At 62.9% G+C, this 13747-nt stretch carries 18 protein-coding genes; 8 read left to right on the top strand and 10 right to left on the bottom strand.

Annotated features, from left to right (window positions below):
• Positions 1 to 13: 13 nt before the first annotated feature.
• The 3 genes from AXW67_RS12560 to AXW67_RS12570 are packed head-to-tail and all read right to left on the bottom strand — an operon-like array spanning position 14 to position 2807.
• Positions 14 to 1192: a saccharopine dehydrogenase family protein gene (locus tag AXW67_RS12560; protein WP_063678138.1), complete on the bottom strand. Its 1179-nt coding sequence runs from the start codon at positions 1190 to 1192 to the stop codon at positions 14 to 16.
• Between the two features lie 9 nt (positions 1193 to 1201).
• Entirely contained in the window at positions 1202 to 1984 is a 783-nt protein-coding gene (locus AXW67_RS12565) for a DUF169 domain-containing protein (RefSeq protein ID WP_063678147.1), read from the bottom strand.
• 55 nt (positions 1985 to 2039) lie between these two features.
• Positions 2040 to 2807 (bottom strand): YdcF family protein, encoded by a 768-nt coding sequence (locus AXW67_RS12570; protein WP_082907870.1) that lies wholly within the window; start codon positions 2805 to 2807, stop codon positions 2040 to 2042.
• 176 nt (positions 2808 to 2983) lie between these two features.
• Here AXW67_RS12570 and AXW67_RS12575 point away from each other — a divergent pair, with 176 nt between their 5' ends.
• From AXW67_RS12575 to AXW67_RS12585, 3 genes are all read left to right on the top strand, one after another.
• Positions 2984 to 3925, top strand: a complete 942-nt coding sequence (locus AXW67_RS12575) for an acetamidase/formamidase family protein (protein WP_027550543.1) — start codon at positions 2984 to 2986, stop codon at positions 3923 to 3925.
• A 202-nt stretch (positions 3926 to 4127) separates the two neighbouring features.
• On the top strand, positions 4128 to 4325 hold the full coding sequence (locus tag AXW67_RS12580) for a hypothetical protein (protein WP_007603456.1): 198 nt from the start codon (positions 4128 to 4130) through the stop codon (positions 4323 to 4325).
• A gap of 73 nt (positions 4326 to 4398) precedes the next feature.
• Positions 4399 to 4878, top strand: coding sequence for a GcrA family cell cycle regulator (locus AXW67_RS12585; RefSeq protein ID WP_027550542.1), 480 nt, complete (start codon positions 4399 to 4401; stop codon positions 4876 to 4878).
• Between the two features lie 279 nt (positions 4879 to 5157).
• On the opposite strand, the gene AXW67_RS12590 is transcribed toward AXW67_RS12585, so the two are convergent.
• A complete protein-coding gene (locus AXW67_RS12590) occupies positions 5158 to 6714 on the bottom strand; it encodes a porin (protein ID WP_063678139.1) in 1557 nt (518 codons plus the stop codon).
• A gap of 409 nt (positions 6715 to 7123) precedes the next feature.
• Here AXW67_RS12590 and AXW67_RS12595 point away from each other — a divergent pair, with 409 nt between their 5' ends.
• Positions 7124 to 7630, top strand: a complete 507-nt coding sequence (locus tag AXW67_RS12595; RefSeq protein ID WP_063678140.1) for a MarR family winged helix-turn-helix transcriptional regulator — start codon at positions 7124 to 7126, stop codon at positions 7628 to 7630.
• A gap of 19 nt (positions 7631 to 7649) precedes the next feature.
• Here AXW67_RS12595 and AXW67_RS12600 read toward each other — a convergent pair whose 3' ends face one another.
• The 3 genes from AXW67_RS12600 to AXW67_RS12610 all read right to left on the bottom strand — a co-directional run bounded on the left by AXW67_RS12600 (position 7650) and on the right by AXW67_RS12610 (position 10434).
• The gene (locus AXW67_RS12600) at positions 7650 to 8765 is read right to left on the bottom strand and encodes an alpha/beta hydrolase family protein (protein ID WP_027550539.1); all 1116 of its coding nucleotides are present in this window, start codon (positions 8763 to 8765) and stop codon (positions 7650 to 7652) included.
• 261 nt (positions 8766 to 9026) lie between these two features.
• The gene (locus AXW67_RS12605; protein WP_063678141.1) at positions 9027 to 9998 is read right to left on the bottom strand and encodes an SDR family NAD(P)-dependent oxidoreductase; all 972 of its coding nucleotides are present in this window, start codon (positions 9996 to 9998) and stop codon (positions 9027 to 9029) included.
• Between the two features lie 67 nt (positions 9999 to 10065).
• Entirely contained in the window at positions 10066 to 10434 is a 369-nt protein-coding gene (locus tag AXW67_RS12610; RefSeq protein ID WP_063678142.1) for a hypothetical protein, read from the bottom strand.
• A gap of 332 nt (positions 10435 to 10766) precedes the next feature.
• Here AXW67_RS12610 and AXW67_RS12615 point away from each other — a divergent pair, with 332 nt between their 5' ends.
• The gene (locus tag AXW67_RS12615; protein ID WP_063678143.1) at positions 10767 to 11006 is read left to right on the top strand and encodes a hypothetical protein; all 240 of its coding nucleotides are present in this window, start codon (positions 10767 to 10769) and stop codon (positions 11004 to 11006) included.
• A 143-nt stretch (positions 11007 to 11149) separates the two neighbouring features.
• Here AXW67_RS12615 and AXW67_RS40425 read toward each other — a convergent pair whose 3' ends face one another.
• A complete protein-coding gene (locus AXW67_RS40425; RefSeq protein ID WP_245315528.1) occupies positions 11150 to 11335 on the bottom strand; it encodes an alpha/beta hydrolase in 186 nt (61 codons plus the stop codon).
• A 103-nt stretch (positions 11336 to 11438) separates the two neighbouring features.
• On the opposite strand from AXW67_RS40425, the gene AXW67_RS12620 reads away from it, so the two are divergent.
• Positions 11439 to 11879, top strand: coding sequence for a TetR/AcrR family transcriptional regulator (locus AXW67_RS12620; RefSeq protein WP_245315529.1), 441 nt, complete (start codon positions 11439 to 11441; stop codon positions 11877 to 11879).
• Positions 11810 to 12016, top strand: a complete 207-nt coding sequence (locus AXW67_RS45020) for a hypothetical protein (protein WP_430648711.1) — start codon at positions 11810 to 11812, stop codon at positions 12014 to 12016. Before AXW67_RS12620 ends, AXW67_RS45020 begins: the two co-directional genes overlap by 70 nt.
• Positions 12017 to 12040: 24 nt before the next feature.
• Here the strand turns inward: AXW67_RS45020 and AXW67_RS43140 are convergent, their stop codons facing one another.
• Together AXW67_RS43140 and AXW67_RS12625 are read right to left on the bottom strand one after the other, a co-directional pair.
• On the bottom strand, positions 12041 to 12178 hold the full coding sequence (locus tag AXW67_RS43140) for a hypothetical protein (RefSeq protein WP_198024661.1): 138 nt from the start codon (positions 12176 to 12178) through the stop codon (positions 12041 to 12043).
• Positions 12179 to 12285: 107 nt separating this feature from the next.
• Positions 12286 to 12567, bottom strand: coding sequence for a LexA family protein (locus AXW67_RS12625; protein ID WP_063675745.1), 282 nt, complete (start codon positions 12565 to 12567; stop codon positions 12286 to 12288).
• A gap of 38 nt (positions 12568 to 12605) precedes the next feature.
• On the opposite strand from AXW67_RS12625, the gene AXW67_RS12630 reads away from it, so the two are divergent.
• Complete coding sequence (locus tag AXW67_RS12630) at positions 12606 to 13736, top strand: IS630 family transposase (protein WP_063675747.1); 1131 nt, start codon at positions 12606 to 12608, stop codon at positions 13734 to 13736.
• Positions 13737 to 13747: the final 11 nt, after the last annotated feature.

A 13747-nucleotide genomic window follows, 5' to 3' on the forward strand; every position in this document is an offset into this window, starting at 1 on the left:
AAGACCGCGGACCTTACGCCTCTACCGCAAACGTCAACCCGGCATGTTCTTGAAGACGCTTGATCAGCTTGTGCTGCATGGCCGCGCCCGGCGTCCAGAAACCGGCCGGCACATCCGTCGCATCGCGCAGCAAGCAGATCGCGCATTCGGAGATCATCTTCGAGGTCGAGCCGTAGCCGGGATCGCGGTCGCCGGTAACGCCGGCGCGAATCTGCCGGCCATCGGGCGCAATCGCGACGTAGAGCAGATCGAAGCGGCCGTTTTCCCGCTCCTCTTTCGACGGGCCCTCACCCGGCTTCGGTGCGCTCGGGCCGGTCTTCTCGGCGTTCGCAGCCATCACGCGCTTCGCGTTCGCCTCGCCCTTCTCGCCGGGACCGGTCAGGACCATCTCGTCGTAGACGAACTCCTTGCCGTAGGGAAAGCCCATCAGCATGTTGGAGCGATGGACGTTGCGCGTGTTGATCAGCGCCATCATGAAGGGTGCGGCCCAGGACTGCAGGTCCTCCTCAAGGATAGACCTGTTGCCCTTGGGCTGCTTCGGACCGGAAAAGCCGGGCGTGAGCGCGAACGGATCGTTCAGGATCGCGACGAGGCTGATGTCTTTCGCCACTGCATCGAAGGTCGCCTTCGCGCTCGCCGCAGTGCCGCCGGACAGCGTGCCGCGCATGTCGCGCACACGTCCCTTCACGCGCGAGGCGGGCGCACCGAACACGCGCCTGGCCTCTTCCTGCACGAAGAACGCACCGAGCTCGAATGGCACGGAATCGAAGCCGCAGGAAAACACGATGCGCGCGCCGCTCTCTTTGGCCGCCGCATCATACTTGTCGATCATCTGTCGCATCCAGACCGGCTCGCCGCAGAGGTCGAAATAATCCGTGCCGGTGGCAACACAGGCTGCGAGCAACTCTTCACCGTAGAGCTGATACGGTCCGACGGTCGTGATCACCGACATCGTCTGCTCAACCATCGCCTTCAGCGATGCGGCGTCAGACGCATCCGCCACGATCAGCGGCGTATCCGCGGGCGCGCCGATTGCGTCGCGCACCGATTTGAGCTTGTCGAGGCTGCGCCCGGCCATCGCCCATTTGAGTGCCTTGTCGCCCTTGTAGTGCGCCGCCAGATATTCGGCGACGAGCTGGCCGGTGAAACCGGTCGCGCCGTAGACGACGATGTCGAATTTCGCAGAGCTCATGTGCGACCCTTACTTCTTTCCGTAACTCACGCCCATGCCGGCACGGACGTCGCTTTGAATACCATAGGGCGGGATCGGATAGCGCAGGCCGTTCCTGGCCAGCGCCTTCATGCCCTCAATCGCCTTGGCGAGATGCTCCGGCTTCAGTGCCATCAGCATCTCCTCGTCCGGCACGCCGCCATAGCGCCGTTCGGCATAGCATGGCAAGGACAGGCTAGGCTCTCCGGTCTTGAGCGCCCGCCCCCAGGAATCCGCGCACGCGGTCTCACCGACCACACCCCATTCGAATTTTCTGTAGCCGGTATATTGCAGCCCGTTGATCAGGATGATCATCTGCCCCGGCGTCGCGTAGACGAGGCAGATGTCGGGCGGATCGAGCCGGCCGCTCGCGAGCGGGCTGACCGCGAGCGCCTGGTACTGGCCGAACGGCACCACATCGAGCGCCTCCTGACGCTTGCGCGCATCCTCCGCCGTGCCGTGCCAGACGCCGACATAATTCTCACCGGCGAGCCATTTCTCGTCCTGCGGCGCAAGGCCGATCACCGCGCGGCACTGCGCGCCGACGAGATCGTCCGCGGTGATGCCGACGGTCCATCCCAGCCGCGCCGCCATGCTGACGATCTGGTCGGTGGTGTGGATCGAACTCGGCCGCCGGATTTTCGGGATCGCCTCCATGTCGGCGGCGCGTGCGAACAGCTTCATGCCGATCACCGTCGTCTTCAGCCGCAACAGGCTGTTGAGATCGGCAACGAGGCCGGCAAGATCGATCGTCTCTGCACTCGCTTGCTGCATGGCGTCCTCCGGACCGGCGCTTGCTGCGCCGGTGATTGTCATTTCGTCCTCGTTTCTAATCCCTGGTCGGGCCCGGAAGCAAATCGGCGGTCCGGCCCATCAGGCGGTAAGCGACGAGCCCGATCCATTCGCGCATGGCAACATCGGTGCGGCTCAATCCGTCGCGGCCCGAATTGCTGAAGCTGAAGAGATCTTCGCGTCCTCCCATCCGCCAGTCCACCGGATAGGCCTCGACATCAAATCCAACCTTGCGGAACAGTCCGACCGAACGCGGCATGTGGAAAGCCGAGGTGACGAGGAGCCAGCGCTCGCCGGGCTTCGGAGCAACGAGCTGCTTCGTGAGCAGCGCATTCTCATAGGTATTGCGCGAGTTTCGCTCCAGGATCAGGCGCTCCTTGGGGATGCCGATATTCTCGAGGGCGATGCCGGACCAGTCGGCCTCCTTGGCGTCGCCCGAGATCAGGTCGGAGTTGCCCCCGGTGAAGACGATGCGGGCGTTCGGGTAGCGCCGCGCCAGCTCGGCCGGTGCCAATATGCGATCGGCGGCGTGGCGCACGATCGGCGTACCATGCGTTGCCGACAAATCCGGATCGACCGAGCCGCCGAGGATGATGATCCCGTCGGGCGCGCCCCGCGACGGATCCCACGGTGGAAAACGCGACTCCAGCGGATAAAGCAGGAGATTGCCGAGCGGCGAGAAAGCAGCGAGCGCCAGCAGAACCAGTGCGGTAGCCGCGAGCTTGCGGCCGAGCGCCGCATAGCGCGTCGACAGCAGAATGAGCGACAGAATTCCGAGCTCGACGATGAAATTGATCGGCAACAATGCCACGCCGAGCGTCTTGGACAGGACGAAAAACAGGGGGAGCCTCGCTGGAATGATCGATGAGGTCACGTGCGGGCTTGACCGGCCCATCCATCTTCAGAAATCTTCTTGAAAGAGGATCGATTGCCGGGTCAAGCCCGGCAGTGACGAGTTCTGATGAAACCGGGACGTGGCCAATGACCCATCACCACCTGCATTCGAGCGCCGAAACCTGCCACTGGGGCTTCTTCGAGGCGAAACTCAGGCCGGCGCTGACGATCCAAAGCGGCGATGAAGTCACGGTCGACACCATCAGCGGCGGGCCCGACGTGATGCCTGACCGCGACCGCTTTCACGTCCCGCCCGAGATGCTCGACGTGCATGCGAAATGCGAACGCATGTTGCCCGGCCACATCCTCACCGGCCCGATCGCGGTCGGCGGCGCCGAGCCCGGCGACGTGCTCGAAGTCGATATCCTCGACATTCAGCTCCGGCAGGATTGGGGCTGGAATCTGATCAAGCCGCTGTCCGGCACCCTGCCCGACGATTTCCACGAGACGCGCATCCTCAACATCCCGCTGGATCGGACGCGCATGGTTGGTCGCCTGCCCTGGGGCCTCGATTTGCCGCTAAAGCCGTTCTTCGGCGTGATGGGCGTGGCGCCGCCGCCGGCCTGGGGCCGCATTTCCTCGCTCATTCCGCGCGCGATGGGCGGCAATCTCGACAACAAGGAGCTGGTCCCGGGCGCGAAGCTCTATCTGCCGGTGTTCGTGCCGGGCGCGCTGTTCTCCTGTGGCGACGGCCATGGCGTGCAGGGCGACGGCGAGGTCTGCGTCACCGCAATCGAGACCGCGCTGCAAGGCCGCTTCCGCCTCACGCTGCGCAAGGACATGAAGCTCGACTATCCGCGCGCGGAGACGCCGTCGCACTACATGACCATGGCGATGGACCCGGACCTCGACCAGTGCGTGGTGCGGGCGCTGCGCGACATGATCGCGCTGCTCGGCGAGAAGCGAAACCTGTCGCGCGCAGACGCCTACACGCTGTGCAGCCTGGCCGCCGATTTGCGCGTGACGCAGACGGTCAATGGCTCCAAGGGCATCCATTGCATGATCGCCAAATCGGTCGTGCACGGCTAGGCCCGCACCGCCTCTTTCCCCTTGTCCAGCTTGTCCGCCGCCCGGAGCCTCCGCGCGGCGCGGCTGGCGCGTGAGGATTTTTCCAAGCGATTCCAACGGCCTCTGGCTCTGCTGTGGTCCGGATTTGACTCCCAGGCTCAAACCTAAATAGAGTCTTAATCGTTACTTTTATGTACCCGAGTAAGAGGCTAGCGTTCGGGCCATGGCCACCGAAAAAGCCGAGACTGACCGCATTCCAGTTACCTTGGCGCTCTCGACCATCACGTATCTCGAAAAACTGGTGAGACAGGGCACCCACGGCACCAGCGTTCCCGGCGTCGCACGTACATTGATCGAGGAAGGCATCCGTCTCGCCATCAAGGACGGGCTGCTCTCGATTCGCGACAATGGCAGGACGTGAGGCGCAGGAGCGAGGGAAGCTGACGGATCTTGGACGGCGGCCGGCGATCATCTGCAACCTGGGACCGTCACCGATGCCTGCTCTTTCACCGACCTGGACCGACGAACGAATTGCACTCCTGAGACAACATTTCGAAGCCGGCCTCTCCTGCCGCGAGATCGCCGCCGACATCGGCGTCAGCCGCAATGCCGTGATCGGCAAGCTCTCCCGGCTCAATCTCACGCGCGGCAGGACCAGCGACGAGCGCAAGCTCCAGGACAGGAGCTTCGCGCCGGCACGCGCACCGAAGGCAGTGCCGCGACTGCAATATCAGATGCTCGCCACGATCTACGGCGAGGCCGAACCGCCCGTGATCCTGGAGGCAATCGACGAAGCCAATCGCTGCTCGCTGATGGAGCTCGGCGAGAACCGCTGCCGCTGGCCGATCTCGACGCCGGGCGCGGACGATTTCTGCTTCTGTGGCAATGCGTCGCCCGATGGCCAGCCCTATTGCGCCGGTCACAGCCGCCTCGCCTACCGGCCGAATTCACGCGCGCGCTTGATGCGCGGCTGAGGCGAACCGCGATCTGCCAAAACTTAAAAACCTCCGGCAGGGCATTGCCGGAGGTTTCTGGAGGCTTAGCATGAAGCCAAGAGCCGTGACTTTCGTAATCGGCTAAGAGCTATATAGCTTAGTAACTCAGGTAAGTAAATAAGTTTGAAGACGATCGAATCGCATAGCTCGTCTTCGTCGCTTGCGTAGAGACGCTGCCGGATTTTCCGAACGTCCCCCCCCTGGAAAAAGCCCCGGCGGTTTCCCGCCGGGGCTCGCGTCAGATCCGAATGTCAGGACTTACCAATTGCGCTGGGCGCGCAGCAGCAGGCTGTAGGTGTCCTGGTCCTTCAGCTCGTAGGTAGCCGCGGGCTTGGCGACCGACGTCAGAGCGGTCGTCGTGATGAAGCCCGAGTACTTCTGGTCGAGATGGCTGTAGGTGAAGTCAGCCGAGAAGGTCAGCCCCTTCACCGGCGTCCAGCGGGTGATGACACCCACCTGGCCGATGTTGAAGTCCGGGTTGCAGGTGCCTGTCAGGGTGGCGAACGCGGCACTGCCGCAGATCAGGCCCTTCGCCGTGCCGCTGTAGCTGACCGCAGCCCAGGCACCGTACAGCGCTGTGTTCCAGTACGGATCCCAGTTGTGGGTGTAGGCACCGCGGAAGCCGTAGGTCTTGGTCAGCTCGAGGTTGCCGTTCGGGCCGAACACCGCATCCGACACACCGGCGAAGCCGATGCTCTGATAGGCGGCATTGGAGCTGCCGAACATCGAGTAGCTGGTCGCCGCCAGCTCCTGGAAGTTGTAGCGGCTCGCGCCCTCGGTGTAGACGCCCGACACGTTGATCACGTCGCCTGCGCCGGTCGGGATGTTCTTGATCGACAGAGCGAGCTGAACGGCCCAGCCCCACTTGTCTTCCGGATGGCCCGTCGCCTCGGTCGCGCCATAGTAGGCGGCGTGGTTGTCGTGCGCTGCGACCGAGGCCTGGAACAGACCCCAGGCCTGGTCGACGCGAACCATGCCGACGATGTCGGGCGATGTGGTGCCGGCCAGGTTGTTCGTGCCGTAAGCGCCGCCGAGGACGCCCGTGGTCGACATGCCGGCGGTGTTCCAGATCGCGGTCTGGTAGACCTGGGTCGGGTCCTGCACGGAGATCGCGGCCGTGATACCCTGACCGAAATCGGCCGTGTAGGTGAACTGATTGACGCCGTTGGTCGAGCCGCTGCCGCCGACCAGCTGGTCGAAGTTGTTGCCGGGATAGTTGATCCAGGGCGCGTCGAACTGCGACACCGACTTACCCATCGTGAAGCCGGCGAACTGGATGAACGCGTAATAGACGCCGAGCGCGCCGCCCGAGAGATTGCCGTCGGTGCCGTTGACGTTGCCGCTGGTCGAGCCCACGAGGCCGTTATTGGCGGCGTTGAGACCGAGCGTGCCGCTGTACTGGGTGGCGCCCGTCGCGCTGCCGGTGCCGACATAGTTGCCGGTCGTCCAAGTGAAGACCGCATCGAAATAGGTGCGGACCACGCCGTACTCGGTCGCCGTGCGCGTGTCGATGTTGAGATCTTCACGAGCGCGCATCGAGTAGTAGTTGACCAGGCGGTTCTTCGCCGCGAACACGTTGCTGTACTGGCCGTTGTAGTTGCCGCCCGCGTTGAGCGCGACTTCCGCACGCAGATAGCCGCCCAGCTTCACGCAGGTGTCGGTGCCCGGGATGTAGTAGAAGCCCGCGCCGTACAGCGAGCAGACCTTCACGTATTCGACCGCCTTGGCCTTGACCGGAAGATCGGCCGCCTGGGCTCCGCCGACGGCGATCAGACCCGCCGCAGTGCCGAGCAAAAGGCTCTTCGCCACTCTCATTTAAACCTCCAAGTTGCTCATTTTTGCGGAGACAGGACCGTCAGGCCCCCCAGATCCCCGCCTCTAAAACCGCTCGGCCGCTTCGCGCCTTCGGACACACCCGCTTGAACGCGAGGGACTTGAGCGAACCACCTGCAACGGGACGATTGAGTACCCCCCACCGTCGAAGTCGAATATGCCTGCGCCGTTCCATTAATCAAAATAGTTTATTAGATCAGCTTTGTGGTTTCACTACCTCTGTGCTCCCAGGGCAACACTTCCCCTTGAGTCAATCCGCTGAGCTGATCACCTGTGTAATTTTCGTGACACAATTACTTTGCTCTGCACTTGCGTCAGGGCAGACTTGCGTGAAGTATGCGGTCGATGACAATGACACCGACCAGAAGAATCAGTTCACGGGAGTGAGGCAGTGTCCGCGACGAGGAAGGAGGGAGCGCGCCTGCGCTCCATCGGAAATCTGGATATCATCAGGCGCTTCACCTGGGAGATATCGTCGATCAACATGTACCTCGAGGAGCTGCGACAGTTCTGGGCCAGGACGCTCGGCATCAGCGGACCGCAATGGCTGATCCTGATGGCCATCTCCGACCTCGACAAGGACGACGGCGTACCCGTCAACGTGGTCTCGAAACTGCTCCACGTCGATCCGTCGTTCGTCACCACCCAGTCCAAACTCCTGGAAAAGAAGGGCCTCTTGCGCCGCCGGCCGTCACCGACCGACGCCCGGGTAGTGCGGCTCTCGCTGGTCGAGAAGACCCAGAAGCACATCGCCAGCCTGAACGAGCAATACAAGACGATCCGCGAATTCGTCTTTCAGGAGTTCGACGAGCACGAGCTGACCGAATTCACCGCCAAGCTTGCGACGTTGAAGATGCGCCTGGAAAAGGCCTGCGTCCGGATCTCTCACGACCTCTGACGACGCCGCAGCCGACATCTTAGATGTGCCGGCCGGCCAGCCCGAGCCGTGATTCGAGCCAATCGAAGATGTACTCGTTGGCCAGCGTCGGATTGTCGGCATGGGCCTGCGCCGCGCCGGTCTCCTCCGACGAAAACACCTTCAGCATGATGTCCTGCGAGCCGGGACGGGATTGCCGGACGATCTGGCGCGCCCGCTCCGGCTTCAGCCAGCCCTCGTCGCCTATTGTAATCAGCACCGGACAATCGAGGCTGCTTGCCATCAGCGGCGAATGCGGCACCGGGACGATGCTCACATCGCTCATCGCGAAACGGCTCGCCAGGAACGCGCGCTCATGAAGGTCCCACAGGCCGCCATCGCACACCGCTGCGGCGAGCCGCGGCTCCTGCAGCACCGCACGGGCCACGAAGGACGAGCCCCAACCGTCGGCGACGATCGCGACGCGGCCGAAATCGACGTCGCTCCGCGTTGCCAGATAGTCCATCGCGCTGGCGATCGAGCTCTCGAGGTCGCGCCGGCGCAACAGCTCGTCCAGATAATCGTCGCGCTGCTCACCGAAGAGATCGATCGCAAGCAGAGACAATCCACGCTCGCGCGCATGCGGCGCAAGCTTGTACAGGAACTCTTCTTTGCGATGACCGGGCTCACCGATGCAGATCACGGTCGGCGTCGGCCCCTTCGCCGCGGGCGGCGGCAGGAAATAACCCTGTAATGAATGACCGTCCGTCCAGGGCAGCGTCACGACCTCGCCGGCCGGATCGCGCGCAGCGAGATAGCTTCGGGCGCATTCCTGCATCGCGAGCACCGCGACCCAGCGGCGATCGTCGGCCGGATCGAGCGGCATGGCCGCGGCGCTGTAGTAGTTGATCGCCCGCAGCCAGTTACGCTGTGCGCTCGCCCTGTGGCCTTCGGCGAACGCCGCCTCGGCGCGCTGGCGATTGACCCGCGCGAGCTTCTTCCACTCGCGATGCCAGGATAATTCATCGCCCCGCCGCAAGCGCCGCGCGATCAGCAGGCATTCCGCGATCGTGGCGCCGCCTTCCTGAGCTGCCGTCAGCAGCCGCGTGAATTCGGCGGAGAGGTCCTCCCTCTCCGGCCACAGGGTCCAGTCATCGGAGAGGCATGCGGGTATCATCGGGAGCGCTTCATCGCTGGTATTTCGATTGATTGACTAAACTATTCTAGTTCAACAACCAAGCTGGCTCCGTTCAACAGAAGCTCGTTTGAGATCACCATCGCTTGAACGCACGGATGATGTCGCATGCGTGACATTCCGTTTCTTCATACGAAGACACACGCGTCTTCATACGAAGACACACGCGCGCGACATTCAGCAAAGATATTCACGGGCGAGCCTCTTGCCATGATGAACATCATTCCTATATGGCGCGCAGACTCATCCCAGCCGCCAGCCCACCTCCTGCGTAAAACTTTCGTAGAAGGCGCGATCATAGGCTTGCTCGGGCGTGGCGCGCACGCGTTCGTCGAGACGCTTCGCATCCTCGCCGACCAGGATACGCCACCTCTCTGCCTTCACCCCGTCGAGAATGGTTCGCGCTGCCTCCGCGGCGGTCGTCGGCGCGTCCTCGAGGAAGCTGCGAGCACGTTCGGCGAACGCCGCCTGGATGTCCTCGTCCGCCATTTTGTCAGCATCTGGCACGCCAGCCGCGACCATGCGCTTGCGCGTCAGCGCGACCTCGTCGGAGTTGAGACGCTCGGAGCCGTCGGCGCTCTGCACCTTGCGCGAATTGGAGACGATCGAGGTGCCGACGTGACCGGGCATCACCACCGAGCATTTGACGTGCGGGGCATGCAGGCGAAGATCGTTGATCAGCGCCTCGGTAAATCCCTTCACCGCGAACTTCGCCGAGCTGTAGGCGGTGTGCGCCTGGTTCATGCCGATCGAGGCCCAGAAGCCGTTGACGCTGGCGGTGTTGACGATATGGGCTTCGTCAGCCTTGACCAGCATGGGCAGGAAGGTGCGCACCCCCAGATAGACGCCGCCCCAGCAGATGTTGAAGGTGCGCTCCCACTGTTCGCGCGTGTTGGTGAACAGGCTGCCGCCGCCGCCGATGCCGGCATTGTTGAACAGAAGATGGATCCTGTCGGTCATCTGCTGCTCGCCGAGCTCGTCGCGAAAGCGCGTCAGATGATCCTCGATCGAGACGTCGGCCACATGCGTCGTGACACGCAGGCCCTGCGGCAGCTTCTCGGCCTCGCATAGCCGCCTGGTCTCGGCCATCGCGGCCTCCGAGACGTCGCACATCGCGACGTTGCAGCCCTCGGCCACAAGCTGGCGCGCGAGCTCGCGCCCCATCCCCGTTCCGCCCCCGGTGACGACTGCGATCTTTCCTGCAAAATTCTTCATGGGACGTCTGCCCCTCCCTTATCGGTTTGTTTCTTCGTCCTGTTGCGTCCGCACGGGCCGTGCCGGATCACGCGTAAAATGTAGCAGCGCCGCATCCGCAGGTAAAAGCGGATCGGCGCGGCATCGGACCATCGGTTATTTCGACAGGCGGACTATTGTCGACAATGATCGCGTTCCACAGCGTCAAGAGCCGCTTGTGGATCGCGGCGATCGAGCCATGAGCACCGAGCGTGCAGGAGGAATCCATCAACGCACCGACGGCGCTGTAGATCGGCTTGTCGGGTGCCATCATCACGGGATCTGCGAACTGTTGAAGCGCGGCGACATTCATGTCGCGCACCAGCTTGCCGCGGCGGATCGCATCGTGCGTGGCATCGGCGATGATGCCGGCGATCACGGGAATGCGTCCCCTCACCGTCTCAACCGTCACAGCCATCAGGTCCCGGTCGGACCTACTTCCACGGGGACCCTCGCGTTTCCTGATCATTCGTGGCGGCCCACTCTTTTGGCGGGTATCCGCAGCATCGAGCCTGACGGCTGTCCGCAAGAAGCACAGTCCCCGCGACGCAGCTCTCACGAACGCTCATTCCTGTGGGCTCCCCGTATTTGTCCGGCTTCGGGTTGAGAGGCATTCCTTTGCGATCCGAATCGTCAAATGGACTGGAAGCTGGCTCATGTCCGCATGGCCGGCGTGTCACCGCAGACACAGGCTGTGGCACTCCGCTTGCATCTTCCTCGTGGCCTGAAACAACCCGAGAGGTGACATGCATGTTTGTGACCGTCGTAGCAGTACTCTGCCGACTTGGCGCGGCTGCCTCGGGCAGCTGCGTCGAGGAAATCGTGACCGATAGCAACATGACGCCCGAGATTTCGATGATGCAGTGCGCGACCGGCGCACAGGCAGGCCTTGCGAAATGGATGGACGAGCATCCGATCTATCACGTCAACTGGCGCATCGAGCGCTACAAATGCGTGCCCGGCCACTACGAGATCAAGGGCCACGCATAAGCTTAGGCCCGCAAGAATCCGGGTCGGAGGAAACGCCCCAAGGGGCTTCAAGGGGAGACGGCCCCATCTCGCCGCCGCGCGGCGGTCGATGCCGTCACGTCACCCGACAGACCGCTCCGTTCTGATCGCGATCGCGCCGGCCGCTAGGCCACCATGCGCAGGATGATCTTGCGCGCCTGTCGCCCTTCCCGCGTCGGCATCAGCACAAAATTATGCGGCTGGTCGCGCAAAAGATACAGCTCGGCCGAAACGCCCGCCGCCCTCGCTCTTGCCGCGAGATCGACGCCGTCGGGATAGAGCAGATCGCGCGTCCCCGAGAAAATAGTCATCGCCTTCGCGCATCTGCTCCATCGACAAAATCTTCGCCACGCTCATGCCCATATCCTCGCCCGGTCGCGCTGGCGCGCAAGCCGCTCACAAAACCCCCGAAGAATGCCTCGCAAGACCGATCGCGCGCGACCGTCGACGCGCTGGTCGAGGCAACCGCTCGCATTCTGGTCCGCGAAGGCCAGCACTAACCGCATCGCCGAGCTGGCGGGCGTCAGCGTCGGCTCGCTCTACCAGTATTTTCCGAGCAAGGAGGCGCTCGTCGCCGCCGTGATCGATCGTCACAATCAGGAGATCATGGCGATCGTCCGCGCGGCACTCGCGGAGGCGATCGCGCTGCCGATCGAGAAGGCCGTGCGCAAACTCGTTGCGGTCGCGGTCGAGGCGCACCGCATCGACCCGAAGCTGCATCGCGTGCTTGCCGAGCAGATCCCGCGCACGGGACAGCTCAGGGATGTCGAGGCCTTCAACGCGAGATTCTCGCACTCGTCCGCGCCTACCTCGAGAGCCGCGGCAAGAAGCTGCGCAACATCGATCCGGAGCTAGCGGCCTTCGTCTGCGTCAGCGCGATCGAGGCGGTCGCGCACAACGCGGTCCTGAACCAGACCGACACGCTGTCGGACAAGGTGGTCAGGACCCTCGTTGATGAGACGACGCGGATGGTGGTCAGGTATCTGCGCTAACCCCCAATATCCCGGTCGAGCTACTCAAGCGGCTCGCTTCGTCTTGCCCCGCTCCGCAAAGGCCTCGAGGATCTGGATGCGGAGTTCTTCCGCCGCAGGGCCCTCGACCTTCCTGAGCTGATTCCAGAGCCGTATCACTTCACGCTGCTTCTCGATGTCCATGAGTCACCTCCAAGGATCATCATCACTAGAACATAACGAGAACATTGAGTCCAGACGCCGAATATTGGATCCAACGAAATCATTTCAATCAGCGCCCTAGTGGTTCATCACAGTGATTTTGACGTTTTGATACCGAGCCATCCGAGGATAGGCAACTTTTCGGGTGGCAAGAGGATCTCGATGCTTCGAGCGACGCCGGGCTGGCGACGAATGAACCCGTTGCGTTCGAGGGTGAGGATCATCTGGTGGACTGACGGCGGGCTGACGCGGAAATGCCGCTGGATGTCGGCCTCGGCGGGCGGCTGTCCGAACATGTACGAGTAGGTATGGATGAAAGCGAGATAGTGTCCCTGCTTCTCGGTGAAGTGCGCGCCTGATTTTTGACTCATAGCTGGATTCGTCCCGGCCTCCGACAAGGAGGCGAAGCATGAATGTACGTTATCGGGTCGAATTGAGCCAAGCCGAGCGGGACGAACTGACGGCAATGCTCGGCGGCGGCACGCATTCCGCCCGCAAACTCAAACGGGCTCAGATTGTGCTGGCGGCCGATTCAGGCAGCTGCGACGCGGAGATTGCCCGAACCGTCCGGGTCAGCCTTTCCACCGTCGGCCGGACCAAACGCCGTTTCGTAGAAGGCAATCTGGAGCGGGCCTTGAGTGAGGAGCCGCGTCCGGGCGCGGAACGCAAGCTGACAGGCAAGGAAGAGGCCCTGCTGGTGGCGACGGCATGCGCCAAGCCGCCCGCCGGCCGCAAACGCTGGACGCTGACATTGCTGGCCGACGCGATGGTCAAGCTCACCGATCACGCCAGCCTGTCGGGCGAGACCGTGCGCCGCCGGCTGGCCGACAACGACCTCAAGCCGTGGCGCCGGGATATGTGGTGCATTCCTCATGTCGACGGCGAATACGTCGCCCGGATGGAGGATGTGCTCGATCTCTACGCCGAGGCGCCGGATCCCGAGCGGCCCCTGGTTTGCTTCGACGAGACCCCAGTCCAGCTGATCGGCGAGGTACGCCAGCCGATCCCTGCCCAACCGGGACAGCGCGAGCGCTACGATTACGAATATCGCCGCAACGGTACCGTCAATCTCTTCGTCACCTTCGATCCGCATCGCGGCTGGCGCAATGTCAAGGTTACAGACCACCGCGCCGCGGTCGACTACGCGCACTGCATGCGCGAACTCGTCGACGTCCACTATCCCAATGCCGCCTGCATCCGTGTGGTGCAGGACAATCTGTCGATTCATACGGCCGGCGCGCTATATCAGGCATTTGCGCCTGCCGAGGCCCGTCGCATCCTGCGCCGCCTCGAGTTCCACTACACCCCGAAACACGCCAGCTGGCTCAATATGGTCGAGTGCGAGATCAGCGTGCTGCAGCGCCAGTGTCTCGGCCGTCGCATCGACGATCCCAAAAGGCTTCGAAAAGAAATCGCAGCATGGCAACGGCAGCGAAACAAGGCGCGAGACCGCATCAAATGGATGTTCACAACCGACAAAGCCCGCGCCAAACTCGGTCGCGCCTATCCAGTTGCCGCCAAAGAGTCAAAACCACTGTGATGAACCACTAG

The sequence above is a fragment of the Bradyrhizobium neotropicale genome, assembly GCF_001641695.1.
GTDB classification, from domain to species: domain Bacteria; phylum Pseudomonadota; class Alphaproteobacteria; order Rhizobiales; family Xanthobacteraceae; genus Bradyrhizobium; species Bradyrhizobium neotropicale.